Origin of the sequence: Meiothermus granaticius NBRC 107808 (genome assembly GCF_003574355.1) — a bacterium.
Lineage (GTDB): Bacteria > Deinococcota > Deinococci > Deinococcales > Thermaceae > Meiothermus > Meiothermus granaticius.
In genome coordinates, this window is record NZ_QWLB01000031.1 from 17,073 (window position 1) to 39,087 (window position 22,015).

The following is a 22,015-nucleotide window of genomic DNA, read 5'->3' on the forward strand; positions in this document are numbered from 1 at the left end:
GCTCGAGACATGGAGATAGAGCGTTTGTTGGTGCTCGAGGTGGCTCGGGTGACCGAGCAGGCTGCGCTGGCAGCTAGCCGATTGGCTGGGATGGGCGACAAAAAAGCGGTGGACGCGGCTGGAACTGAGGCCATGCGCAAGGTGCTCTCCGAGTTGCCCATTCGCGGTACGGTGGTGATTGGCGAAGGGGAGATGGATGAAGCCCCCATGCTCTATATCGGGGAGGAGTTGGGAACCGGCGGGCCTGAGGTGGATATCGCTGTAGACCCCGTAGAGGGCACCAACATCACCGCCAAGGGCTTGCCCAACTCGATCACGGTCATTGCCCTGAGCGAGAAGGGGGGGCTGCTCCATGCCCCGGACATGTACATGGACAAGCTGGTGGTAGGGCCTCCGGCGGCGGGGAAGGTTAACCTGGATTTCCCAGTCGAGGCCAACCTGCAAATCGTGGCGGATTCCCTGGATCGCCGGGTTGAAGACCTGGTGGTGGTGGTCTTGGACCGTCCCCGGCACGAGAAGCTGATCCACGAGATCCGTAAGGCCGGGGCCCGAGTCAAACTCATCAATGAGGGCGATGTGGTGGCGGCGGTAGCGGTGGCCATTCGGGGAACCGGGGTACACGCCTTGATGGGCAGTGGAGGGGCTCCAGAGGGGGTTTTGGCTGCAGCCGCGCTGAAATGCTTGGGGGGAGGCATCCAAGGGCGTTTCCTACCCCAATCGGAAGCGGAGCGCGAGCGCCTGCGCAGCATGGGGGCCGATGAGAAGAGGATCTACCATACCCAAGATTTAGCCCATGGCCATCAGATCGTTTTCGCGGCCACCGGCATTACCGACGGGGATATCCTGCAGGGGGTGCGCTACTTTGGTGGGGGTGCCCGTACCCACTCCATTGTGATGGGGTATGCCACCAAGGTGGTGCGCTTCATGGACAGCATCCACCTGATGGAGAGCGGGGCCAGGGTCAATATCCGGGTCTGATCAGAACCCGATGTTTACCCCAATAGAACCCCCCAGCCCAAACGCTGGGCTGGGCTGAAAATAAAAAATAGGGTGGGCCTCCACAAAAATGCCCACCAGGGGCAGCCCTAGGTTCAGGTAGGTTCCGATGACCCCTCGAGCCCCCGCTGTGCCGCGATTGATCAGCGAGAGGGCATCCCCTGAACCAAAGAAAAGCCCTGCCCCGGCGTAGACATCGGTCAGGGGGATGTTGACCAAAGCATCTACCCCCCCGCCAAAGGACGTTCCACCGCTGCTCAAAAAGTTCAGCCCGGCATAGGCCCGCCCATCCAGCAGGAAGGGGATTAGTGGGAGGCGCACTCCGGCGTTGATCCCAAAGGGGCTTCCCAAGCTGACCTGCAGGCTTTGGGCCAAGGCCGGGGTTAGCAGGAGCATCAGCACAATCACTAACTTCTTCATCTCAACCTCCAGGCGATCAGGGTCTTAGGGCCAAAGTATACGGGGTTAAGCTGAGCGTAGGGCTTGCCGGAATTGGGGCCGCTCGAGCAACAACTCGGCGATCTGCACCGCATTGAGCGCCGCCCCTTTGAGCAATTGATCCCCCGCTACGAAGAAGTCCAGCCCGTTGTCGAAAACCAGGTTCTTGCGGATGCGCCCCACCTCGACGGGATATTTGCCGGTTGCGGTGTGGGGCAGTGGATAACGTCCATTCGCCGGGTCATCCACCAGCTCCACCCCTGGGGCCCCGGCCAGCACCTCTCGAGCGGCCTCCGGCGTCACCGGACGCTCGAACTCCACGCTCACCGCTTCGGAGTGGACCCGCAAGGTGGGCACGCGCACCGCCGTACAGGAGACCTTAATGGAGGGATTATTCAGGATTTTCTGCGTTTCCCACAGTACCTTCATTTCCTCCTTGGTGTAGCCGTTCTCCTGGAAGCTATCGATCTGGGGGATCACGTTGAAAGGCAGCGGGTGGGCAAAGGTTCGGTTGATCATCGGCTGGCCCTCTAGGAAGGCTCGAGTGCCCTCGAGCAGCTCCTGCATCCCGCTGGCCCCCGCTCCCGAAGCGCTTTGGTAGGTGCTCACGATCACCCGCCTGGCCCCAAAAGCCTTGTGCAGCGGATACAGGGCCATCAGTAGGATGGCGGTGGTGCAGTTGGGGTTGGCGATAAGCCGAGCCTCTGGTTGGAGCGCGTGGGCATTAATTTCCGGCACGATCAGGGGAACATCTGGGTCGTAGCGGAATGCCGAGGAGTTGTCAATCACCACCGACTGTTGGGTCCAGACCGGGGCATATCGCTTGGAGAGGCTCCCTCCCGCACTGGCCAACACCACCTCCACCGGCAGCGGCCCTTCGGGCAGGGGCTCGATGGCCCATTCCTCGCCTCGGAAGCGCATGGTTTTGCCCGCGCTGCGGCTCGAGGCATAGAGCCGCAGTTCCGATACGGGGAATTCGCGCTCCTCCAACACCTTGAGGAGTTCTTGTCCAACCGCCCCTGTAGCTCCAACGATTCCCAGCTTCATGGCATCCTCCTAATAAAAAACCCGCCACACAGGCGGGCGCGACAACCCTTTCGAGTTGCCGCTTAGCGGGTAGTGGTATACCAAACCATTAGCCTAGACCTTACCTGGAGTTGCGGAGAAAGTCAATGCAGGCTAGGGTTTAGCGCAAGCGTTCTTGGAGGTAGGCCGCCAGTTCCCTTACCGCCACCCGCTCCTGCTGCATGGTATCGCGGTCCCGCACGGTCACGGTGTCCTGGAGGCGGGTGCTGCCGTCCTGGGATTTGCCGATGGTGTCGTAGTCCACCGTCACGCAAAAGGGGGTCCCCACCTCGTCGTGGCGTCGGTAGGCTTTGCCGATATTGCCGGTGTCCTCGTAGAGAACCCGTCCCAAACCCAGCCCCTGGAGCATGCGCTTTAAATCCTTGGCGTAGCCGGTGATCTCCTCCTTGTTTTTGGCCAGGGGGATCACCGCCACCTTGATGGGGGCCAGATGGGGCTTGAACTTGAGCACGATGCGCTCCTCACCGCTCTCGAGCCGTTCCTTGGTATAGGCTTGGGAGAGCACCGCCAAGACCCCCCGGTCTACCCCAGCTGAGGGTTCGATCACAAAGGGCACAAACCACTTTTTGGTTTGTTCGTCCTGTACGGCCAGCCGGGCGGTGGAGTCGGGGTTTTCCATCACTCGAGCCTGAAGGTCAAGCTCAGCCTGGCCTTTGGTGTGGGAGCCCAGATCGTAATCGGAGCGGTTTGCGATGCCTTCAATCTCCTCAAAGCCCAGCGTGGGGTAGTTGTACATCAGATCAAAGGTGCGCTTGGAGTAGTGGGCCAGATCCTCCTTGGGTACGTCCAGCACGTGGATTTGCTGCCGTGGGAGGCCCTGGGCCTCCCACCAAGTGAGCCGGGCCTCGAGCCAGCGCTGATGCCACTCCTCGTCGGTGCCCGGTCGGACAAAGAACTCGATCTCCATCTGCTCGAACTCCCGTACCCGGAAGATGAAGTTGCGCGGGGTGATCTCGTTGCGGAAGGCCTTGCCGATCTGGGCGATGCCAAAGGGCAGCCGCCGGGCCGTGGAGTCCAACACGTTCTTGAAGTTCACGAAGATGCCTTGGGCGGTTTCAGGGCGCAGGTAGCCATAGGAATCCTCATCGGCTACCGGGCCGATGGTGGTCTTGAACATCATGTTGAAAGGCCGTGGGGGGGTCCAGTCACCGGGCGCACCATCGGCGGGGTCTACGACCTGGGCGGCCTTCATGGCCTCAGCGGCTCGTTCGGGCTCGGCCATAATCGCCGCGACCAGAGCGCTCAGGTTCTCAGCCTCTGTAACCCCAAGGGCCTGGGCCACGGCGGCGGCCACCCCCGGCTTTTGCTCTTTGAGCAGATGGTCGAGGCGGTAGCGTTTTTTGGAGATCCGGTTGTCAATCAGAGGGTCGGAGAAGGTGGCCTCGTGTCCGGAGTAGCGCAGCACCAGGCGGTGGGTCAGGATGCTCGAGTCCAACCCCTCCATGTCGTCGCGTTCATAAACATTGGCCCGCCACCAGGCCGCTTTGAGGTTGTTTTTGAGCTCTACCCCCAAGGGCCCATAATCGTAGGTGCCTTGCAGGCCACCGTAGAGGTCGGAACCGGGGAAGATGAAGCCCCGGCGCTTGGCTAAAGAAACCAGCTCGTCCATTGTCTCAGCAGGCATAGGGTCCTCCACGCCGGGGAAAAGAAAACGCCCCCGGCAGCGTGTCTGCCTGGGGACGAAAGGCGCTCCTGAGCAGGGCGCGTTTCGCGGTTCCACCCCAGTTCCCAGGGTTTTCCCCTGAGCCCTTTGAGTTGCGTTGGCCCGTGGGCTTATTTCGCTGCCGTTCTCCTGGCTCTGACCGCTTGGCTCACACCCTCCCAAGCTCGCTGCAACACGGGGCCGATGCCCTATACTTGAGGTTGAACACCAGGGTACTCCTGCGAATCAACGCGCCCCCATCTTGGCGCACGCCACGGGGCCTCGTCAATATGGTTGAGGGGTGCGCTCCCCTGAATTGCCGATCCGCCCCTCCTCACTCAAGCCGGTATGACCTAAAGGCCGAGACGAACCGGATTGCCGTGGGGCAGGGGCCAAAGCCGTCGGGGCCGTCCTGCCGTAACGCCCGGGTTGCGTTTAGATTGCGCTAAGGCTTTACGAGCCGACCGGTTAAGATGTGGCGCAAATACCTAAAAAACTCGGGTCATACTGTATTATTGAGCTACGGATGCAAGGTTCTCTGAAGGCCTATCATAGAGATCTGGGGGTGCTGTTTTGAACCGCTACGATGACCGTGCCCGGTTGGTATTTCACTACGCGCGCGAGGAGGGAAGCCGCCTTGGGCACAGCATGATTGGTCCCGAGCACCTGTTGTTGGGGCTGATGCGCGAAGGCGGTACCGCCGCTCGTATTCTGATGGAATACGGCGCCAGCCTTGAGGCCATGCGCCGAATGGTGGAAGAGCTAGTAGGTCGGGGTGAGGGCAGCCGCACCGGTGAGCCCCCCGCCATCACGCCTCGAGCCCGGCGGGTCATGGAGCTTGCTGCTGCTGAAGCCCGTAATATGTCGAGCCAGGTCATCGGTACCGAGCACATCCTGCTGGGCATCATCCGTGAAGGCGATGGCATCGCCTATCGGATCATGACCCACTATGCCAAGGATGTGGACACCATCCGCTGGAGGGTGCTCTCCCAAGCGGGCGAAACCAGTAAGGAGAAGGCTGTGGCTACGCCGTTCCTCGATGAATACGGACGCGACCTGACCCGGGAGGCCCGGGAAGGCAAGCTCGATCCGGTGATCGGTCGCAGCGAGGAGATCAACCGGGTGATCCAGATTCTGGCCCGCCGCACCAAAAACAACCCCGTGCTGGTGGGGGATCCTGGGGTGGGGAAAACCGCGATTGTAGAGGGTTTGGCGCAGGCCATCGTTGAGGGCCGGGTGCCCCCGGTGCTGCGCGGAGCCCGGATCGTCTCGGTGGACCTGGCCGGGGTGGTGGCTGGAACCAAGTACCGTGGCGAGTTCGAAGAACGCCTGCGGCAGATCATCGAGGAGCTCAAAAATGCCAAGGTGGTGGCTTTCATTGACGAGCTGCATACCCTGATTGGGGCTGGGGGTGCGGAGGGCACCCTGGATGCGGCCAACATCCTTAAGCCCCCCCTGAGCCGGGGTGAGATCCAGGTAATTGGCGCCACCACCACCGGCGAGTACCACCGTTACATTGAGAAGGATGCCGCCCTCGAGCGCCGCTTCCAGCCGGTCATTGTGCTCGAGCCTAGCCCGGAGGAGACCCTGGAGATCCTCAAGGGGCTGCGCCCCCGCTACGAAGCCCACCACGGGGTGGTGATTCCCGACGAGATCCTGGGGATCTCGGTCAAGATTGGGGTCCGCAGCCTGCCGGGGCGCAATTTCCCAGACAAAGCCATTGACCTGATTGACGAGGCCGCCAGCCGGGTACGCTTGAACGACTCGCTGGGGCTGCCGGTGGCCATGGATGAAGAGGGCACGCCCCTGGTGAGTCGTGAGGACATCGAGAGCGTGGTGGATAGCTGGGGCGGGGTCTATGTGGACGACAAGGACGACAGCAAGCTGTTCCGCCTGGAGGAGGAACTCAAGCGCCGGGTGATCGGTCAGGACGAGGCCGTGGAGGCCTTGGCCGCGGCCCTGCGCCGCAGCCGGGTGGGGCTGGGAGGGCGTACCCGGGTCTCGGCCAGCTTCCTCTTCGTGGGTTCCTCGGGGGTGGGGAAGACCCACCTGGCCCGGGCCCTCTCGGAGGTCCTCTTTGGGAGTGAGCGCGCGTTGATCCGCTTTGACATGAGCGAGTTTCAGGAGCCGCACAGCATCTCCAAGCTGATCGGGGCCCCTCCGGGATACGTGGGGTATGAGCAGGGCGGTCGGCTGACCGAGGCGGTGCGCCGCCAGCCCTTCAGCGTGGTGCTCTTGGACGAGATCGAGAAGGCCCACCCCGACATCTACAACACCTTCTTGCAGGTGCTGGACGAGGGTCGTCTGACCGATGGGTTGGGCCGCACGGTGGATTTCCGCCGGGTCATTCTGATCATGACCTCGAATACCGGTTTCAACGTGGGTCCGGGGATTGGGTTCACCGACCGCGAGGTGGATACCGAGAGCCCGTTGAAGGCCATGTTCACCCCAGAGTTCTTGGATCGGTTGGATGAGGTGATCCGCTTCCGCAACCTGAGCGAGGCGGAGCTGGTGCAGGTCACCCAGATCATGCTCGAGGACATCGCCAAGGAGCTCGAGAGCCGCGAGAAGTCGGTGCGCTTTGACCCGGTGCTGGCGGCTTGGCTGGTGGACGCGGCCCCCCGGCAGGGCAGCACCCGAATCTTGCGCAACCTGATCCGTGAGAAGATCGAGGATCCGCTGTCCTTGGAGCTGCTCTCGCACCCAGGCCGTACCCTTCTGGTCACTCTTAAAGAGGGTGAGATTGCCTTCGAGGAGGAAGAAGTTTCACTTGTCTAGCGGAGGGCGCTCGGCGTCGAACGCTGGCAACCTAGCGTTCGACGCTGACTGATTTGTCCCCAACCTCAGGTATGGCCAAGATCACCGCTCAATACCGCTGCGCCGAGTGTGGCTACAAATCGGTGAAGGTTTTGGGGCGCTGTCCCAACTGTGGGGCCTGGGACAGCTTCAAGGAGGAGGCTTCGAGGGGCGGCCCTCGCGCAGAGGCCCGGCCTCAGGCCAACCTCGAGGCCCTGACCAAGCTGGCCGGGGTTTCCGCAGACGCAGAGGCCCGTTTCGACAGCGGCATCGGTGAGCTGGACCGGGTGCTGGGCGGGGGCTTCGTTCCGGGCGAGGTGCTGCTGTTGGGCGGCGAGCCGGGGGTGGGGAAGAGCACCCTTTTGCTGCAGGTGGCACACCGGATGCTCGAGACCGGTAGGCGGGTGGTATATCTGGCGGGCGAGGAGTCACCGGGCCAGATCCGGCTTCGGGCCGAACGCCTGGGAATTTCGGGCGAGCTCGAGCTGCTGCGCGAAACCCGCCTCGAACCCCTACTGGCGACGCTCGAGGCCGCCCCCCCAGACTTCCTGGTGGTGGATTCAGTACAGACCCTAGAGACGGCCTCGGCAGCGGGTTCGCTGGTCGCCGTGCGCGATTCCACCGCGGCCTTGACCCGCTTTTCCAAGGGCAGCGGGATGACCACGGTGCTGGTCGGGCACGTGACCAAAGAGGGGATTGTGGCCGGGCCCAAGGTAATTGAGCACATGGTGGACTGCACCCTTTACCTCGAGACCGCCGGTAACTTCCGGGTACTGCGCTCGGCCAAGAACCGCTTCGGCCCGGTGGGGGAGATGGGGGTGTTTCAGATGCTCCACGAGGGGATGGAGGAGGTGCCTAACCCCTCCGCCGCCTTCCTGGCGGAGCGTCCGGTGGGTGCGCCCGGTTCGGTGGTGGCGCTGGCCCTTTCGGGAGAGCGGGCCCTGGCCCTGGAGGTGCAAGCACTCGCGGCCAGAACGCCGTTTCCTGCCCCCAAGCGGGTTTCTCAGGGGCTGGATTCCCGGCGGGTGGACGTGGTGCTGGCGGTGCTCGAGCGTCGCCTAGGGCTGCAACTCGGCAACCTCGACATCTATGTCAATCTGGCCGGGGGGTTGCGCGTGTTTGACCCCGGTCTGGACTTGGCGGTGGGGCTTGCGGTGTATTCTGCGGTGATGGGTAGGGCTATTCCAGATGCGGTAGCCGCGGTGGGTGAGGTGGGGTTGGCCGGAGAACTGCGCAGCGTGGAGGGTCTGGAACGTCGGCTGCGAGAGGGTCGGCGGGCGGGGTTCCATCGCTTGGTGCATCCCCCCGAGTTTCGCAGCCTCGAGAAGGCCCTGGAGAAGCTGCTATGAACCTGCTGCAATTGCTCCTCTATGCCTTGTTTGCCTTTGCGGGATACCGGCTGGGGCTGATGCTGGAGTCGGTGCCCTGGCTGGGTGGCGGGCCCGAGAACTTGAGCAACCTCAACCGTCTGTATCTGGGGGTGGTGGGGTTGCTGGTGGGGTTTTTGCTGATCCCTCGCTTGGCCCATGGGCTCGAGCGGCGCTGGGAAGCGGTTCGGGCTTGGTTTAAAGCGTTGCCTCCAGAGGTCGGAGTGGCGGTGACGGTGGCCTCAGGTTTAGGCCTTCTGATCTCGGTGCTCCTGACCAACCTGCTCAACCAGATTCCGGGGTTTCTGCCCATCCATTCGCTCATCATTGCCGCGGTATTGGTGATGTCGCTGTCGGCGTTTGCGGTGGTTAATCGCGAATACTTTCGTCTGGTACGTCCGACCCCACCCCCGACCCCCAAGCTGCGGGGGGGGAAGGTGCTGGATACCTCGGTGCTGATTGACGGGCGCATCGCCGATGTGGCCGAGATGGGGTTTTTGGAGGGGCCTTTGCTGGCTCCTCGGCAGGTGCTGCGCGAGCTGCAGATCTTTTCGGACTCCCCTGACCCACAGAAACGGGCCAAGGGGCGGCGGGGCTTGGATACCCTCGAGCGACTCAAGCTCACGGTGGGGTTAGAGGTGATGGAGACCCAAGAGACCGATGACCCCGTAGACGACCAGATCCTGAGCGAGGCCAAGAAGATTGGGGCCATGCTGGTCACCAACGATCATGCCCTGGCCCAGCTCTCCCGCATTTACGGGGTGCGGACCCTTTCGATCCAGGCCTTGGCCTCGGTGCTGCGTACCCCACTGCAGCAGGGGGATCAGCTGAGCATCACCATCGTGAAGGAGGGTAAGGAGCCGGGTCAGGGGGTGGGCTACCTCGAGGATGGCACCATGATCGTGGTGGACGATGCCCTGCCGTATAAAGGGAAAGAAATTCCGGTGGTGATTACCCAGGCCATCCAGACCCAGGTTGGGCGTCTGCTCTTCGGTAAGCTCCAGAGCGTGCTCGAGGCTCCTCCGCTGCGCAAAGGGGAACCCCACTAGAGGGGCTATAATTCCTTGGGGGTACCTGTGAAGAAATGGATTGGAATTTTCGTTCTGGCCGCACTTCTCAGCGCTTGTGGCCCTAAGGGTAAGGCCGAACTGCACCTGCTCAACTGGTCGGACTACATGCCGGAGAGCGTGATCAAGGATTTTGAGAACCGCGAAAAGGTCAAGGTGATCCTGGACACCTACGATTCTCCAGAGGCCATGCTCTCCAAACTCAAGGCTGGGGCGGACAGCGAATACGACCTGGTGATCACCTCGGACTACTTGGTGGGGCAGATGGCCAGAGACAACACCATCCGCACCTTGGATAAGTCCAAAATCCCCAACTTCAAGAACCTCGAGCCCCAATTTGCCGACCCCGGCTTCGATCCTGGAAGCGCCCACAGCGTGGTCTATCAATGGGGCACGACCGGGCTGGCCTACCGGGAGGACCTGGTCAAGGGGCCGGTGGACAGCTGGGCGGTACTTTTTGATCCGGCGAAAAAGGTGGGGGATTTCCTATTGCTGGATGAGATGCGCGAACAAGTGGGGGCGGCCCTCAAATACCTCGGGGACTCGGTCAACAGCACCGACCCTACCCAGCTCGCTGCGGCTGAGCGGCTGTTGATTGATGCCAAGCGCCGCAGCAAAGGCTTTGCCGGCGGAACCGAGATTCGTAACCGCCTGTTGGCCGGGGATATTGCGGTGGGCCCGGCCTATTCCGGAGACATCATCAGTGCCCAAGCCGACAACCCCAAGCTCAAATACGTGATCCCCAAGGAAGGGGCGACCATCTGGGCGGATAGCCTGATGATCCTTTCCAAGGCCCCTAACCCCGATCTGGCCTACAAGTTCATCAACTACCTGCTCGAGCCCGATGTGGCTGCGGAGGTCTCCAACAACATCGGCTATGCCACCCCGGTCGCGGCCGCTATGCCCAAAATCAAGGATAAGGACAACCCCTTGGTGTATCCGAATGCCCAGATTCGCAGCAGGCTCGAGTTTATCCACGACTTGGGTGCCAACAACGATGCCTACAACAAGATCTGGGCGGATGTGAAGGCCAAATAAGCCCTCCTGGCTGGACCCTAAAAGCCCATTGAGGACCCACTAACCCGGTTCACGCCCTGGCTTGTCTATACTGAATTTATGAAACAGCTCGTTTCGTGGGCCTTATGGGGCCTGTTGGCCTTGGCCACCGCTCAAACTGGGGCGGGGCTATACCAACAAAACTGCGCTTTTTGCCATGGCGACAAGGGCCAGGGCCGCCCCGGTGCTTTTCCTCCGTTGGCTGGGCATGCTCCAGACTTTCTCCAAATCCCTACTGGCCGGGCTCAGCTCATCAACACCCTGCTCTATGGAATGCAGGGAGAAATCACCGCCAAAGGGCAGAAGTACAACGGGGTGATGCCCGCCTTCGCCCAACTTCCCGATGAGCAACTGGCCGGGGTGCTGAATTACATCTTGAACGCCTGGAGCAACGACAAAGCCCTCCCCTCCGAGTTCAAACCCATCACGGCGGGGGAAATTGCAGCGGCCCGCTCCACCCGCCTGACCCCGCAGCAGGTCGGGGCGGCTCGAGCCAAGCTCAACCTGCCCTAGATAACCTCGCGGAAACCGATGGCTTCCGCCCGGGCTTGTATCTCGCGCTTCAGCAGAGCGTTTTGCGGGGCGTCTAGGTAGGGATCGGCCTCGAGGATGGCCTGAGCGAAGGCTCGAGCCCGCTCGATGATCTCCTGATCCGAGACCAGATCGCCAATCCGGAGATCGGGCATCCCAGATTGGCGCACCCCCCGCAACTCGCCGGGCCCGCGCAGCTCCAGGTCTTTCTCGGCGATATAGAAGCCGTCGTTGGACTCCTCGATCACCCTGAGGCGGTGGAGGGTTTTCTTCGAGGATTCGCCCGCGATCAGGATGCAGTAGGCCTCGAGGCCTCCCCGCCCCACCCTTCCCCGAAGCTGGTGAAGCTGGGCCAGGCCGAAGCGTTCCGCGTTTTCAATGATCATCAGCGTGGCCTGGGGGATGTCCACCCCCACCTCGATAACCGTAGTCGAGACCAGCAGATCGAACTGCCCCGCCTTAAAGCGCTCCATTACCGCGTCTTTTTCGGCAGCGGGCATCTTGCCATGCAGAAGGTCAATGCGTACCTCGGGCAGAAGGGTGGTTAGCTCGTTGCGGAGCTTGGTGGCCGCGGCCAGCTCCTCCATCCCCTCGGCCTCGCTTTCCTCGATCATGGGGGTCACCACGAAGACCTGGCGGCCTTTGGCAATTTCCCCCTGGGCGAAGGCGTAGGCCTGAGAGCGCAGTTTGTGTGGAAGCACCTTGGTTTTGACCGGGATGCGCCCAGGGGGGAGCTGGTCAATTTGGGAGACCTCGAGGTCTCCATATAGGGTCAGGGCGAGCGAGCGGGGAATGGGCGTGGCCGACATCACAATCAGGTCTGGGCGGCTGCCCAGCAGGGCCCGCCGCTGCATCACCCCAAAGCGGTGCTCCTCATCAATGATCGCCAGGCCCAGGTCGCGGAACTCCACCTGCTCCTGGATGAGGGCGTGGGTCCCCACCACCACGTGGGTCTGCCCCGCTTTCAGGCGGTCATACACCCCCCGCTTTTCCGCCGCACTCATCGAGCCCACCAGCAGATCCAGGCTCACCCCCAGCGGATAGAGGTAGTGGGTGAGGTTGGCGAAGTGCTGCTTGGCCAGGATCTCGGTAGGGGCCATCAGGGCCCCCTGAGCGTTGTTGCAAGCCGCAATGTAAAGGGCCGCCGCGGCCACCGCGGTTTTCCCCGAGCCCACGTCACCCTGCACCAGCCGGGCCATCTGGCGCTCCCCCTGCATATCGCTAAGGACCTCGTTCAACACGCGCTCCTGGGCCTCGGTGAGGGTAAAGGGCAGCGCGGCTCGGAACCGCTCGACCATCTCCGGAGTGACCCGAAAGGTACGGCCCAGAAGGGCGGAATTCCCCGACTGGAGCATGACCTTGAGCTCTAGCAGCAGAAACTCGTCGAACTTGAGGCGGTAGAGGGCTTGCTCCAACGCCTCCTCAGCGCTGGGGAAATGGGCCTGGCGCAGGGCGAAATCGAGGGAGGGTAGCCCGGAGACGTGGGCCAAAGCCCCCTCCTGGCGGTAGGGCTCGAGCGGATCTGGGATCTGGGAAAACGCCTCGAGGCCCCGCCAGGCCGCCCGACGCAAAAAGGCCTGCCCCACACCCTCCTTTGCCGGATATACCGGTACGATTCGCCCGGTGGAAAGTGATTCCCCCGCCTCGTCCTCAAAGTATTCGACCATGATCGAGAGGTTAGCCCCCCGTCGCTGCACCCGCCCCGAGATCACCAGGCTGGCCCCCTCGGCAATTTGTTTCAAGACCCAAGGCTGATTGAACCACACTGCGGTGAACTTCCAGCCCCAGGCATCCATCAGCCGCACCTGGACCAGCTGAATGCCCCGCTTGGGGGTTTTGACCAGCTCGCGGCTGAGCACCTTACCGAAGACCGTGGCCTTTTGGCCCTCCTCGACTTCGCGCAGGCTTTGCAGGGTGCGGCGGTCTTCATAGCGGCGCGGGTAGGTGTGGAGCAGGTCGCGCACGCTGCGAATCCCCAGCTCGTTCAGCTTCTTTTTGGCCCCAGGGCCCAGGGAGAGCCCCTCCACCGGAGAGTCAAAGTTTAGATTTCCAGCCTCCAGGCCTCGAGGGCTAGGGGAGGGCTGAGGGTTTTCTCCGGACCCAGAAGGGCGAGGGGTTCCGTCCAAGAGCTGGATGGCTTGATGGAGCCGCTCCACCCTCTCGGAGGGGGTGAGCTGCCGATATCCCCTCAGCGCGGCCTGCACCTCGGGGAAAGGCTGCCCCAGGTTCTCGAGCAGCTTTTCTAAACCACCGGCCACCACCTTGTCCTCCGCACCGGTAGCCAGCTCGCGGCGCAGCGGGCGCAACAGCCGATCTTTGAGATCCTGAGGGGTCACAGATTCATTGTACCGGGCCTCTAAGGGCCGGAAGCAGCCATCCCAGGCGTTAGAATGGCTCCCAGGGTATTGTCATGCTGGATTCGAAGATCCTTAAGCTCGCGCAGGAGGTCCGCTCGCTCACCACGCGCGGCCTCGAGGTCCTGGCCCGCACCCAAAGCGAGGTGGGGCCTTTGCGACAAGCCCTATTGGACCTCGATGGGCCTTTTTTGGTGGTGGTGGCAGGGGAGTTCAACAGCGGGAAATCCTCGTTGCTCAATGCGCTGCTAGGAGCAGATTTTCTCAAAGAAGGGGTCACCCCCACCACGGACCGCATCAATCTCATCGGCTATGGTCCGGAGCCTCGGCTCGAGGGGGTCTCGCCGGAGCTGGTTCAGATCTATTTACCGGACCCGCTGCTCAAGGACCTCCGCCTGGTGGATACTCCGGGGACCAACGCCATTTTGCAACACCATCAGGCCCTCACCGAGCGGTTTTTGCCCCGGGCAGACCTGATCCTCTTTGTCACCAGTGCCGACCGGCCCTTCACCCAGAGCGAGGCCCAGTTCCTGGACTTCATCCGGGCCTGGGGCAAGAAGGTGGTGCTGGTGGTTAACAAAGCGGATCTGCTCACCCCTCCCGAGGTGCAGCAGGTGCTCGAGTACGTGCGCAAAGGGGCCGAGCAGACCCTGGGCCAGGTTCCGCCCACCTTTGCCCTCTCCGCCCGTAAGGCCCGGCAGGGGGATCTGGTAGGGAGCCGGGTACCCGAACTTGAGGCGCATATCCGTACCGTGCTGTCTGAGCAAGCGGCTCGGTTCAAGCTGGGTTCTCCGCTGGGGGTGTTGCTGCGGCTGGCGACCGAAGCCCAGCCCCAGCTCGAGGAGCGTCGCCGCAAGGTTGAAGAACAGCTCGGCACCTGTCGCGAGCTGGATGCCCTGGCAGAGCGGCACCTGAGCCGTACCCGCGCGGATTTCCGCGATCAGGTGGCCCTGGCTACGGGGCAGCTCGAGGCGGTGCGGGCCCGGGGGGAAGCCTGGCTGGAGGAGAACTTTCGCCTTTCCAACTTCCTTAAGCTGCTCAACTCGGCCCGCTTGCGCCAGAGTTTTAGCGATCAGGTGGTACGGGGGGCCAATGCGGAGATTGAGCGCAACGTGCTGGGTGCCATGAACTGGCTGGCCAAGCGTGACCGCGAGCTCCTCGAGGATGCCCTGCATCTGCTGCGGGAGGCCCCGAGCCTCCGCGCGGCGGTGCGGGAAGGTTCAGAAGGCCAAGCCATCGAAGGCAATCTCGAGGCGGCTCTGCGTGAATTCAACCCCGATGAAGAGGCCCAAAAGCTCAAGGACTATGTGCAGACGGCCCTGCAGCACACCGCCTTGGCTGAGGTGGGGGCGGTGGGCCTGGGAACCGGGCTGGTGCTGATTTTCAACAAGATTCTGCTGGACTTGCTGGGGATTTTTGCAGGGCTGGTCGCAGCAATCCTGGGTTTGACCATCATGGCCCGGCGCCGCGAAACCGCTAAGACCCGACTGCGGGAGCGTTTGGGGGAACTGCGTGAGAAGCTCCAAGCGGCCCTCGAGGAGAGCTTAAACCGCGAGCTGAGCCAGATCCGCGACCGCTTCGGTAGCCTTTACCGGGCCCCTTGCCTGCGCATGGAGGACGCGCTTAAGGCCGCTGGGGAACAGCTAGGGGAGGTCCAGACCCTGGCCCAAGAAGCCCGAGAGCTTCAAGCCCGGCTCGAGGGACGCTGATCGGTAACCTCTCTTTAGTGAGGACCGGGGGCGCTTTGCGTCCTTTGGATTAAGGTTTCATCAAACCAAGGGGAGGCTGTTTCTCATAAAGTTGGGCTTGAGGTGCATATATCACAGGGGATCAGTGACCGGATGCGTAACCTCGAGTTACGTAATCTTGGGGATAGCCCCATGAGTACACCCATCGCCTGGAGCGAGGAGGTTAAATGGCAAAGCTAATCGCAGTAGATGACTCTCTGGCAGACCTCAAGTTGATCGAGGGGGCTTTGGCCTCACAGCATCAGGTCATGATTTATCAAGGCAGCGAGAACATCGAAGCTCGCATTGAAAGCGAGAAGCCTGACCTGGTGCTGTTGGATGTGGTGATGCCGGGGCGTAACGGGTATGAGGTGCTCCGCTCTTTGAAACGCAACGAAGCCACCAAGAACATCCCGGTGCTGATCATCAGCTCCAAAGGGGCTCCCACCGATATTGAGTGGGGCAAGCGCCAGGGGGCGAGTGGATACCTGACCAAGCCCTATACCCCCGATGACCTGCGCAAGGCCGTCAACACCCTGCTTTAGGCCATGGGCACACCTTCGCAATTTTGGCTGCTGCGCTTGGGGGCGCAGGTTTTTGCCCTCGAGCCACACGCCTTCAAGGAGGTGCTTGAAGTAGACCGCCCGGCCCCGGTCCCCCTGTCTCCTCCCTTTGTGTTGGGACTGCTGGCCAGCAGCGGCAACATCCTGCCGTTGGTAGATCTGGGCGAGCTTCTCGGCCAGGAGCTCGGGAAGCCAACCCTGGCCGCGGTGGTAGGTCAGCCGGGGCTCACCCTGGCAATTGCCATTCACGAGGTGCTGCGCCTCTATACCCCCCTGGAGGAGATGACTCCTAACCCATTGCCGGCTGAGCACACCTCCCCCTGGTGGGGACAGCCCTTTGTTACGGGTTGGATTTCTTGGGAAGATCAGCCGATCCCGGTGCTGGGGCTCGAGGCCCTCACCGCCATGCTCACCGAGCAAACTCGGGCTACCCTGGGGGCCCGATCCTAAGGAGCGCTTATGCAACAACTTTCCACTCACTATGACCCTATCCTGGTGACCCTTTCGTTTGCGGTGGCTATCGTGGCATCCTATGCTGCCCTCACCACCATCAACCGCTTGCGCGAAGGGGGAACCCGCCGCTGGCTGTGGCTGGGCGCGGTAACCTTCGGATTAGGGGTTTGGGCGATGCACTTTACCGCCATGACCGCGCTACAGCTTGGGATGATCGTGGGATATGACCCCTTCCTGACTGCGCTTTCGGTGGTTTTTGCGATAGTGGGCGCGGCCATCTCCTTTCAGTTGGTCAGCAAGCCCCAGGTAAGCGCCCTGCAGGTTGTGCTGAGCGGTACTGCCCTGGGGGCAGGGATCGGGGTCATGCACTATGTCGGCATGTTTGCCATGCGGATGGACGCCAAACTGGACTTCGATCTGCCCATGGTGGGGATATCGGTGCTGGTGGCGGTAGCGATTGGTACCGTGGGAATCTGGCTGCTTACCACCCCTTTAACCCGCAACCTTCCTGGCCGTTATCTGATTGCCGCCGCGGTGACCGGTTCGGCCATTCCCTTTATGCATTATGTGGCCATGGCTGCGGCTCGCTTTAGCGCAAATGGAACCGCTACAGGTCATATCGGGGCTTACGGGGGGCTGCTCTCGGTGAACCTGGTGTTGGTGCTGGCGGTGGTGCTGGTCAGTCTGCCAATGTTCCTGACCGCGCTGATCAGCACGGGGTCGGAGGAGGCTGGGGAAACCGGCCAAGGAGCATAAGCCATGGTCCCTGCCCGCGAGCAAACCAAACCCCAGCGCGCCTCTTGGCGGCGCGGGGCGACTCCGGCTCCCACCTCTGCACGGGGGGGGAGTTGGCTCGAGTCGCTCAAGATTTGGCAAAAACTCCTGCTCATCGCCTTGGCCTTCACCTTGCCGATTGCGGTGGTGGTGGGGCTTTTAGTGCGGGAGCAGAACAAAGAGATCAGCACCGCCTTTAGGGAACAGCAGGGCTTGGAGTACCTGATTCCGCTGAAGCAGCTTATGCAGGACATCCAGCTGCATCGTGGGCGGGCCGCTACCCAGCTGGGGGGTGACGCCGGCGCGCGTGAAGCCCGCCTCAAGCTGGCCGACGCGGTCGATCAGGATCTGACCCTTCTGCAAAAGGTAGATGATCGCTATGGGGCGGAGTTTGGCACCACCGATCAGCTCAGCGACCTACGCTCGGCTTGGCAAAACCTGAAGGGCAGCATCGAAAAGCTCACCCCCGCGGAGAGCACCGAGCGCCATGATGCCTTGATCTCCAAGTATATTTTTAGCCTGATAGATCAGGTGGCCAATGCCTCTTCCTTGATCCTTGACCCGGAGCAAGCCAGCTATTATCTGGCTAACTTGGCCACCAACCAACTCCCTGAAGCGATCAATGCCACAGGATTGGTACGTACTTTGGGGATCAACGCGGCCAGCCGAGGCACCAGCAGTGAGGCCCAGAAGAGCGAGATGCAGTTCCGCCTGAACCTGGCTCAAGACCGCTTGGCTCGAGTGGCCCACTCCATCACGTTTGTAACCCAAGCCTCGCCGGGGGCGGTCACTTTGTTGGGCCTGCAGTCCGGCAATACCGCCGCGGCAGTAGATCAGATGTTCTCGGCCTATAAAAGCCGTATTTTAGAGGTGAGTCAGGCCTCCATTACCGGGCCACAGTTTTTCCAGCTGGCGCTTAATTCCTTCGAGCAGCAGTACAAGCTTTATGATGCGGTGTTGGCTCAGCTGGGTCTCGAGCTGCAAGCCCGCATCCAGCGCCTCCAGCACACCCAGCTCATCGCACTTATCCTCATCGCATTGGCTCTGGCCCTCACCTTCTCGCTGGTAGGCTCAGTGGCCCGTAGTGTGACCCGCCCCGTGAACGCGCTCTATGGTGCGGCGCGGCGCCTCAGCGCGGGAGACTTGGGGGTGCAGGTGCCGGTACGCTCCAGCGACGAACTGGGCACGCTGGCCAAAACCTTTAACGAGTCGGTAGCACAGCTTCGGGCCAAGGCCGAGTCCGACGCGGAGGCCCTGCGCCAGAGCCAGCTCATGCAGCAAAACATCGGCGAGTTCCTAAACGTGGCCATGGACATCGCTCAGGGTAATCTGACCAAGCGGGGGCGGGTTACCGAGGACGTACTGGGGAACGTGGTGGACGCGGTGAACCTGACCGTTGAGGAGATCGCTTACCTGCTCAAACAGGTGCAGCAGGCCGCGGAATCGGTGAACCGAGGGGCGCTGGAGATGGCCACCACCTCGGAGGCGGTGCTTCAGGGGGCGGAGTCGCAGGCCGAGCTTTCGGCCCGGGCCCGCATCGAAGCCCTGGATGTATCGGACGGTATCCGTGAGATGGCCCAACAGATGACCCAAGATGCCCAGCTCTCCGAGTCGGCCCGTGAGGCCGCTCAGCAGGGGCAGCAGGCTGTGCAGAACACCCTCTCGGGGATGCAAAACATCCGCCGGGAGGTACAGAGCATCTCTAAGAACATCAAGACCCTCTCCGATCGAAGCTTGGAGATCTCCGAGGTAGTGGACACCATCGGTAGCATTGCCCGGCAGACCAACCTGCTGGCGCTTAACGCCGCCATTGAGGCTGCTGGCGCTGGAGAGGCCGGAGCCCGTTTCGCGGTGGTGGCCGACCAGGTGCGCAAGCTGGCCGAGGACTCCGCCAAGGCGGCGGCCCGGGTAGGGCTTTTGGTCAAGGGCATTCAGACCGAGATTCAAGGGGTGGTGATCTCGGTTGAGGGCGGTACCAAAGAGGTGGAACAGGGGTACCGTATCGCGACCGAGGCCGGGACACGGCTCGAGGAGATCGCCCAGCTCGCAGAGCGCAACGCCGAGGCCATTCGCCAGGTGGTGCAGAGCACGGTAGCCCAGGTGGAACGAGTGCAGGAGGTAACCCAGGCGGTGCAGGCCATCTACGATACCGCCTTGCAAACCGACGCCGAGAGCCGCAGGGGCCGTGAGGTGGCCGAGCAACTGCGGGAACTGTCTCAGTCGCTGGCCCAAAGCCTCTCGCGCTTCCAGTTGCCCGCTTAGGAGTCTGGCATGCAGCCTTCGTTCAAAGCTGTGTCTCGCTCTAACCGCCGCGACACCCAGATTCTCCAAGACCAGGGCCGCTGGTTAGACAACCTGCGGCTGACGGGGAAAATCGGGCTGATCGTGCTGGTGTTCACCCTGGCGATCTTCGTGGTGGTGTTCGCCAGCTTGGGTGGGTTTCGCGCCCTGCGCTATCAGCTCGATGGCCTTTACAACTACACCCTCGTGCCCATTTCGGCGATCAATAAATCCGATGCCGCGCTGGCGGATCTGGTGCGGTATATCGAGCTGATGCGCTCACCGGGGGCCACTCCCGGTGAGCGTAGCGCTTACCTGAGCCTGGCTAAAGCGGCTGATGCCGCCGGGGGTGATGTCCTCGAGGAGTACCAAAAGAGCTGGCAGAGCAGCCTCCGGCCTGGCTTCAGCCAGGTGCTTCAAAACAGGGGCCAGGGTGCCCTGCAAGCCCAGGAAGCGCAGTTGCTCAATGCCCTGGACCAGGTTCACCAATCGGCCAGCAAGTCCTTGGTGGGGTTTCTGACCTCCATTCAGGGTGGGAAACCCGATTTGAAGCTGGGGCAGCTGGCAGCAGAGCAGTATCTTCGGGTACGGGGTTTTCTTCAGGATTTGATCGTCCTCAACGACCAGTTCGCCAAAATTTCCGATGATGTGGCCCGGGATGCCTTTGCTCAGGTCACCCGGGCCATGTGGATCGCCTCGGGTGCGGCCCTAGTCCTCGGCTTGCTCCTGGCGGGGTGGATCGCGCGTGCCACCACCCGGCGCCTGGCCCAGCTCGAGCGCGGGGCTCAGTCCTTGCGCCAGGGCAATTTGGACTTCCGGGTTGAGGTGAGCGGACGAGACGAGATTGGCACCATCGCCCGAACCTTCAATAATTCGGTGACTCAGCTGCGGGAGTTTCAGCTTCAACAGGAAGCCGAGCGCCAGCGCGGGATACAGCTGCAAGACCATGTGTCCCGCTTTCTCAAGATCGTCACCGAGATTGCTTCCGGTGATCTGACCCGCCGAGGCGAGGTCACCGAAGATGTTCTAGGCAATGTGGTGGATGCGGTCAACCTGACCGTTGAGGAGATCGCGCAGCTGCTCAGGCAGGTGCAGGGAGCGGCGGGATCGGTAACCCAGAGCGCCACCCAGATGTATGCCCTAACCCAGCGCATCGCCGAGGAGGCGCAAGCGCAGGCGGGAGGGGTGGCGCAGGTGCGCGGTCAAGTCCAGGTGGTCTCCAAGGATATCCGAGAGATGGCTGAGCGGGCCGGCAGCTCCGCTGAGGCAGCGCAGCAAACCCTCGAGATGGCCCGCTTGGGCCGTGAGGCGGTGACCCAGGCCATGATTGGGATGAACGAGATCCGGGCTGAAATCGTTCGAATCGCTGAGACCATTGCCCTTCTCAACACCCGCTCAGAGCAAATCGAGGGGATCGCCAAGACCCTCGAGGAGTTCGCCTCACAAACCAACCTTCTGGCCTTAAGCGCGGCCTTTGAGGCTGCAGGAGCGGGAGCGGCAGGGCGTCGCTTTGCGGTGGTGGCCGAGGAGATTCGTAAACTGGCAGAGGAGTCTGCCCGCGAGACCCAACAGGTAGGAACGCTGGTGCGGCAGGTACAAAGCGACATCCAGACGGTGGTGGCCCAGACCCAGGAAGGGTTGCGTGAGGCCGAAACCGGCTACCGCATTGCAGATACTGCGGGGATGCGGCTTCAGGGGATCGCCAAACTGGCCGAGACCTCCGCTGCGCTGGCAGGGCAGATCTCCACCCTAGCTCAGGCTCAGGTGCCGGTGGTGCAGGCCGTGGAGGCCACGGTTCAGAGGATTGCTCAGGTTGCTGAAAGCGTGGAACGGGAGAGTGCCCAAGGCCAGCAAACCGCTGCGGCCCTTCAGCAACTGGCGGGCTCTTTGAGCCAAAGCCTGGGCCGCTTTAAGCTGCCTGCGTAGCGCCGGAGCCATGATGCAAAGATCTACGCTGTTACCCGGAGGGGGTGTTGATGTCCACCGTACCGCTTCCTGACCTGCTGCAAAGCTTTTTGGACGAAGCCTGGGAATCGGTGGTGGTCTTTGGACAAACTGCTGAATTCCTGGCTTCTGACCATGCTGAGGCGTTGGTGGTCATGGCCCATCGCCTAAAAGGCTCGGCGGGGTTGTATGGCTTCCCGCAGGTCAGCCACTTAGCCGCTCTAATGGAACGCATCCTGCAGGGCGCCGATGCCTATACCCCCAATCAGCGCCTCCAGGTGGTGGAGTTTATGTCCCAGGCTACCGCGGTGCTGACCGAGGCCCTCGAGCACATTGCCTTCCACCGCAAGGAGAGCCAGGTGGGGCTCGAGCTGGGCCGCCTGGGTGCGGCTGAGCTGATTCAGGAGTTGGCCTTCACCAACCCTCAAGCCTTCCATGAGCGTCCCCCTGAACCCCTCCCGGGCGGGGAGCCGCTCGAGGCTGAAGACCGTTCGATCCTGGAGGAGCTCACCCGTTTCTATCGTGAAAATGCTGAGTTTTGGGAGTTTTTTGCCCCTGAGACCGCAGAGCACCTAGATGCTGCGGGGCAGGCGCTCGTCGCCTTAGCCCACGGCGATCCCGAAGGCACCGGCCTGCAGGCCCTTTTTCGGGCCATGCACACGGTTAAGGGCGCGGCCTACTCGGTAGGGTGCAAGCCGGTTGGGACCGTGGCCCATCGCCTGGAAGACCTGCTGGTAGAGATACGCGAAGGCCGCACTTCCTGGGACCCCAAGCTGGTAGGGCTTTTTGCCGAAGGCGTTGACTTGATTGCGGCCCTGCTGGCAATCGCGGAAGGCCGCCATCCTGAGGCAGGGGCTGTGCTGCAGCGACTGCATGCCCTGGAGGGGCGCTTGGCTGCTGCGCTGGGCCAGGCCGCCCCCCAACCCCCCATCGCTGAGCCC

17 protein-coding genes are annotated in these 22,015 nt (G+C 62.2%); 13 read left to right on the top strand and 4 right to left on the bottom strand.

What is annotated here, in order from left to right; translation table 11 throughout:
- Positions 1–9 precede the first annotated feature (9 nt).
- Complete coding sequence (gene glpX, locus Mgrana_RS11395) at positions 10–978, top strand: class II fructose-bisphosphatase (RefSeq protein ID WP_119357736.1); 969 nt, start codon at positions 10–12, stop codon at positions 976–978.
- On the opposite strand, the gene Mgrana_RS11400 is transcribed toward glpX, so the two are convergent.
- The 3 genes from Mgrana_RS11400 to Mgrana_RS11410 all read right to left on the bottom strand — a co-directional run bounded on the left by Mgrana_RS11400 (position 979) and on the right by Mgrana_RS11410 (position 4,144).
- Positions 979–1,416 (bottom strand): hypothetical protein, encoded by a 438-nt coding sequence (locus tag Mgrana_RS11400; RefSeq protein WP_119357737.1) that lies wholly within the window; start codon positions 1,414–1,416, stop codon positions 979–981.
- A 45-nt stretch (positions 1,417–1,461) separates the two neighbouring features.
- The gene (locus Mgrana_RS11405) at positions 1,462–2,481 is read right to left on the bottom strand and encodes an aspartate-semialdehyde dehydrogenase (RefSeq protein ID WP_119357738.1); all 1,020 of its coding nucleotides are present in this window, start codon (positions 2,479–2,481) and stop codon (positions 1,462–1,464) included.
- Positions 2,482–2,620: 139 nt separating this feature from the next.
- Complete coding sequence (locus Mgrana_RS11410) at positions 2,621–4,144, bottom strand: glycine--tRNA ligase (RefSeq protein WP_119357739.1); 1,524 nt, start codon at positions 4,142–4,144, stop codon at positions 2,621–2,623.
- Positions 4,145–4,735: 591 nt separating this feature from the next.
- On the opposite strand from Mgrana_RS11410, the gene Mgrana_RS11415 reads away from it, so the two are divergent.
- The 5 genes from Mgrana_RS11415 to Mgrana_RS11435 all read left to right on the top strand — a co-directional run bounded on the left by Mgrana_RS11415 (position 4,736) and on the right by Mgrana_RS11435 (position 10,961).
- Positions 4,736–6,940 carry an ATP-dependent Clp protease ATP-binding subunit gene (locus Mgrana_RS11415; RefSeq protein ID WP_119357740.1) on the top strand — a complete coding sequence of 735 codons (2,205 nt, stop codon included), beginning with the start codon at positions 4,736–4,738 and terminating at the stop codon, positions 6,938–6,940.
- Between the two features lie 71 nt (positions 6,941–7,011).
- Positions 7,012–8,307 carry a DNA repair protein RadA gene (gene radA, locus Mgrana_RS11420; protein ID WP_119357741.1) on the top strand — a complete coding sequence of 432 codons (1,296 nt, stop codon included), beginning with the start codon at positions 7,012–7,014 and terminating at the stop codon, positions 8,305–8,307.
- Positions 8,304–9,374 carry a PIN/TRAM domain-containing protein gene (locus tag Mgrana_RS11425; protein WP_119357742.1) on the top strand — a complete coding sequence of 357 codons (1,071 nt, stop codon included), beginning with the start codon at positions 8,304–8,306 and terminating at the stop codon, positions 9,372–9,374. Before radA ends, Mgrana_RS11425 begins: the two co-directional genes overlap by 4 nt.
- A 27-nt stretch (positions 9,375–9,401) precedes the next feature.
- The gene (locus Mgrana_RS11430) at positions 9,402–10,430 is read left to right on the top strand and encodes a polyamine ABC transporter substrate-binding protein (RefSeq protein WP_119357743.1); all 1,029 of its coding nucleotides are present in this window, start codon (positions 9,402–9,404) and stop codon (positions 10,428–10,430) included.
- A 78-nt stretch (positions 10,431–10,508) separates the two neighbouring features.
- Positions 10,509–10,961: a c-type cytochrome gene (locus Mgrana_RS11435; RefSeq protein WP_119357744.1), complete on the top strand. Its 453-nt coding sequence runs from the start codon at positions 10,509–10,511 to the stop codon at positions 10,959–10,961.
- Here the strand turns inward: Mgrana_RS11435 and recG are convergent.
- Positions 10,958–13,315, bottom strand: coding sequence for an ATP-dependent DNA helicase RecG (recG, locus tag Mgrana_RS11440; RefSeq protein WP_119357745.1), 2,358 nt, complete (start codon positions 13,313–13,315; stop codon positions 10,958–10,960). The two genes, Mgrana_RS11435 and recG, sit on opposite strands and share 4 nt — an antisense overlap.
- Positions 13,316–13,389: 74 nt before the next feature.
- Here recG and Mgrana_RS11445 point away from each other — a divergent pair, with 74 nt between their 5' ends.
- The 7 genes from Mgrana_RS11445 to Mgrana_RS11475 all read left to right on the top strand — a co-directional run.
- The gene (locus Mgrana_RS11445; protein WP_119357746.1) at positions 13,390–15,042 is read left to right on the top strand and encodes a dynamin family protein; all 1,653 of its coding nucleotides are present in this window, start codon (positions 13,390–13,392) and stop codon (positions 15,040–15,042) included.
- Positions 15,043–15,248: 206 nt separating this feature from the next.
- A complete protein-coding gene (locus tag Mgrana_RS11450; RefSeq protein WP_119357747.1) occupies positions 15,249–15,605 on the top strand; it encodes a response regulator in 357 nt (118 codons plus the stop codon).
- A 3-nt stretch (positions 15,606–15,608) separates the two neighbouring features.
- Complete coding sequence (locus tag Mgrana_RS11455; RefSeq protein WP_119357748.1) at positions 15,609–16,073, top strand: chemotaxis protein CheW; 465 nt, start codon at positions 15,609–15,611, stop codon at positions 16,071–16,073.
- Between the two features lie 9 nt (positions 16,074–16,082).
- Positions 16,083–16,832: an MHYT domain-containing protein gene (locus tag Mgrana_RS11460; RefSeq protein WP_119357749.1), complete on the top strand. Its 750-nt coding sequence runs from the start codon at positions 16,083–16,085 to the stop codon at positions 16,830–16,832.
- A gap of 3 nt (positions 16,833–16,835) precedes the next feature.
- On the top strand, positions 16,836–19,112 hold the full coding sequence (locus tag Mgrana_RS11465) for a methyl-accepting chemotaxis protein (RefSeq protein ID WP_119357750.1): 2,277 nt from the start codon (positions 16,836–16,838) through the stop codon (positions 19,110–19,112).
- Positions 19,113–19,121: 9 nt separating this feature from the next.
- The gene (locus Mgrana_RS11470; RefSeq protein ID WP_119357751.1) at positions 19,122–21,056 is read left to right on the top strand and encodes a methyl-accepting chemotaxis protein; all 1,935 of its coding nucleotides are present in this window, start codon (positions 19,122–19,124) and stop codon (positions 21,054–21,056) included.
- Between the two features lie 50 nt (positions 21,057–21,106).
- Positions 21,107–22,015, top strand: a 909-nt coding sequence (locus Mgrana_RS11475; protein ID WP_206075080.1) for an Hpt domain-containing protein, incomplete at its 3' end; no start/stop codon positions are given.

What these genes read in the sequence shown, in the direction of transcription:
- glpX (WP_119357736.1), top strand. Translation starts at nt 10, where the DNA reads ATGGAGATAGAGCGTTTGTTGGTGCTCGAGGTGGCTCGGGTGACCGAG.
- Mgrana_RS11400 (WP_119357737.1), bottom strand. Translation starts at nt 1,416, where the DNA reads ATGAAGAAGTTAGTGATTGTGCTGATGCTCCTGCTAACCCCGGCCTTG.
- Mgrana_RS11405 (WP_119357738.1), bottom strand. Translation starts at nt 2,481, where the DNA reads ATGAAGCTGGGAATCGTTGGAGCTACAGGGGCGGTTGGACAAGAACTC.
- Mgrana_RS11410 (WP_119357739.1), bottom strand. Translation starts at nt 4,144, where the DNA reads ATGCCTGCTGAGACAATGGACGAGCTGGTTTCTTTAGCCAAGCGCCGG.
- radA (WP_119357741.1), top strand. Translation starts at nt 7,012, where the DNA reads ATGGCCAAGATCACCGCTCAATACCGCTGCGCCGAGTGTGGCTACAAA.
- Mgrana_RS11425 (WP_119357742.1), top strand. Translation starts at nt 8,304, where the DNA reads ATGAACCTGCTGCAATTGCTCCTCTATGCCTTGTTTGCCTTTGCGGGA.
- Mgrana_RS11435 (WP_119357744.1), top strand. Translation starts at nt 10,509, where the DNA reads ATGAAACAGCTCGTTTCGTGGGCCTTATGGGGCCTGTTGGCCTTGGCC.
- Mgrana_RS11445 (WP_119357746.1), top strand. Translation starts at nt 13,390, where the DNA reads ATGCTGGATTCGAAGATCCTTAAGCTCGCGCAGGAGGTCCGCTCGCTC.
- Mgrana_RS11450 (WP_119357747.1), top strand. Translation starts at nt 15,249, where the DNA reads ATGGCAAAGCTAATCGCAGTAGATGACTCTCTGGCAGACCTCAAGTTG.
- Mgrana_RS11455 (WP_119357748.1), top strand. Translation starts at nt 15,609, where the DNA reads ATGGGCACACCTTCGCAATTTTGGCTGCTGCGCTTGGGGGCGCAGGTT.
- Mgrana_RS11460 (WP_119357749.1), top strand. Translation starts at nt 16,083, where the DNA reads ATGCAACAACTTTCCACTCACTATGACCCTATCCTGGTGACCCTTTCG.
- Mgrana_RS11465 (WP_119357750.1), top strand. Translation starts at nt 16,836, where the DNA reads ATGGTCCCTGCCCGCGAGCAAACCAAACCCCAGCGCGCCTCTTGGCGG.
- Mgrana_RS11470 (WP_119357751.1), top strand. Translation starts at nt 19,122, where the DNA reads ATGCAGCCTTCGTTCAAAGCTGTGTCTCGCTCTAACCGCCGCGACACC.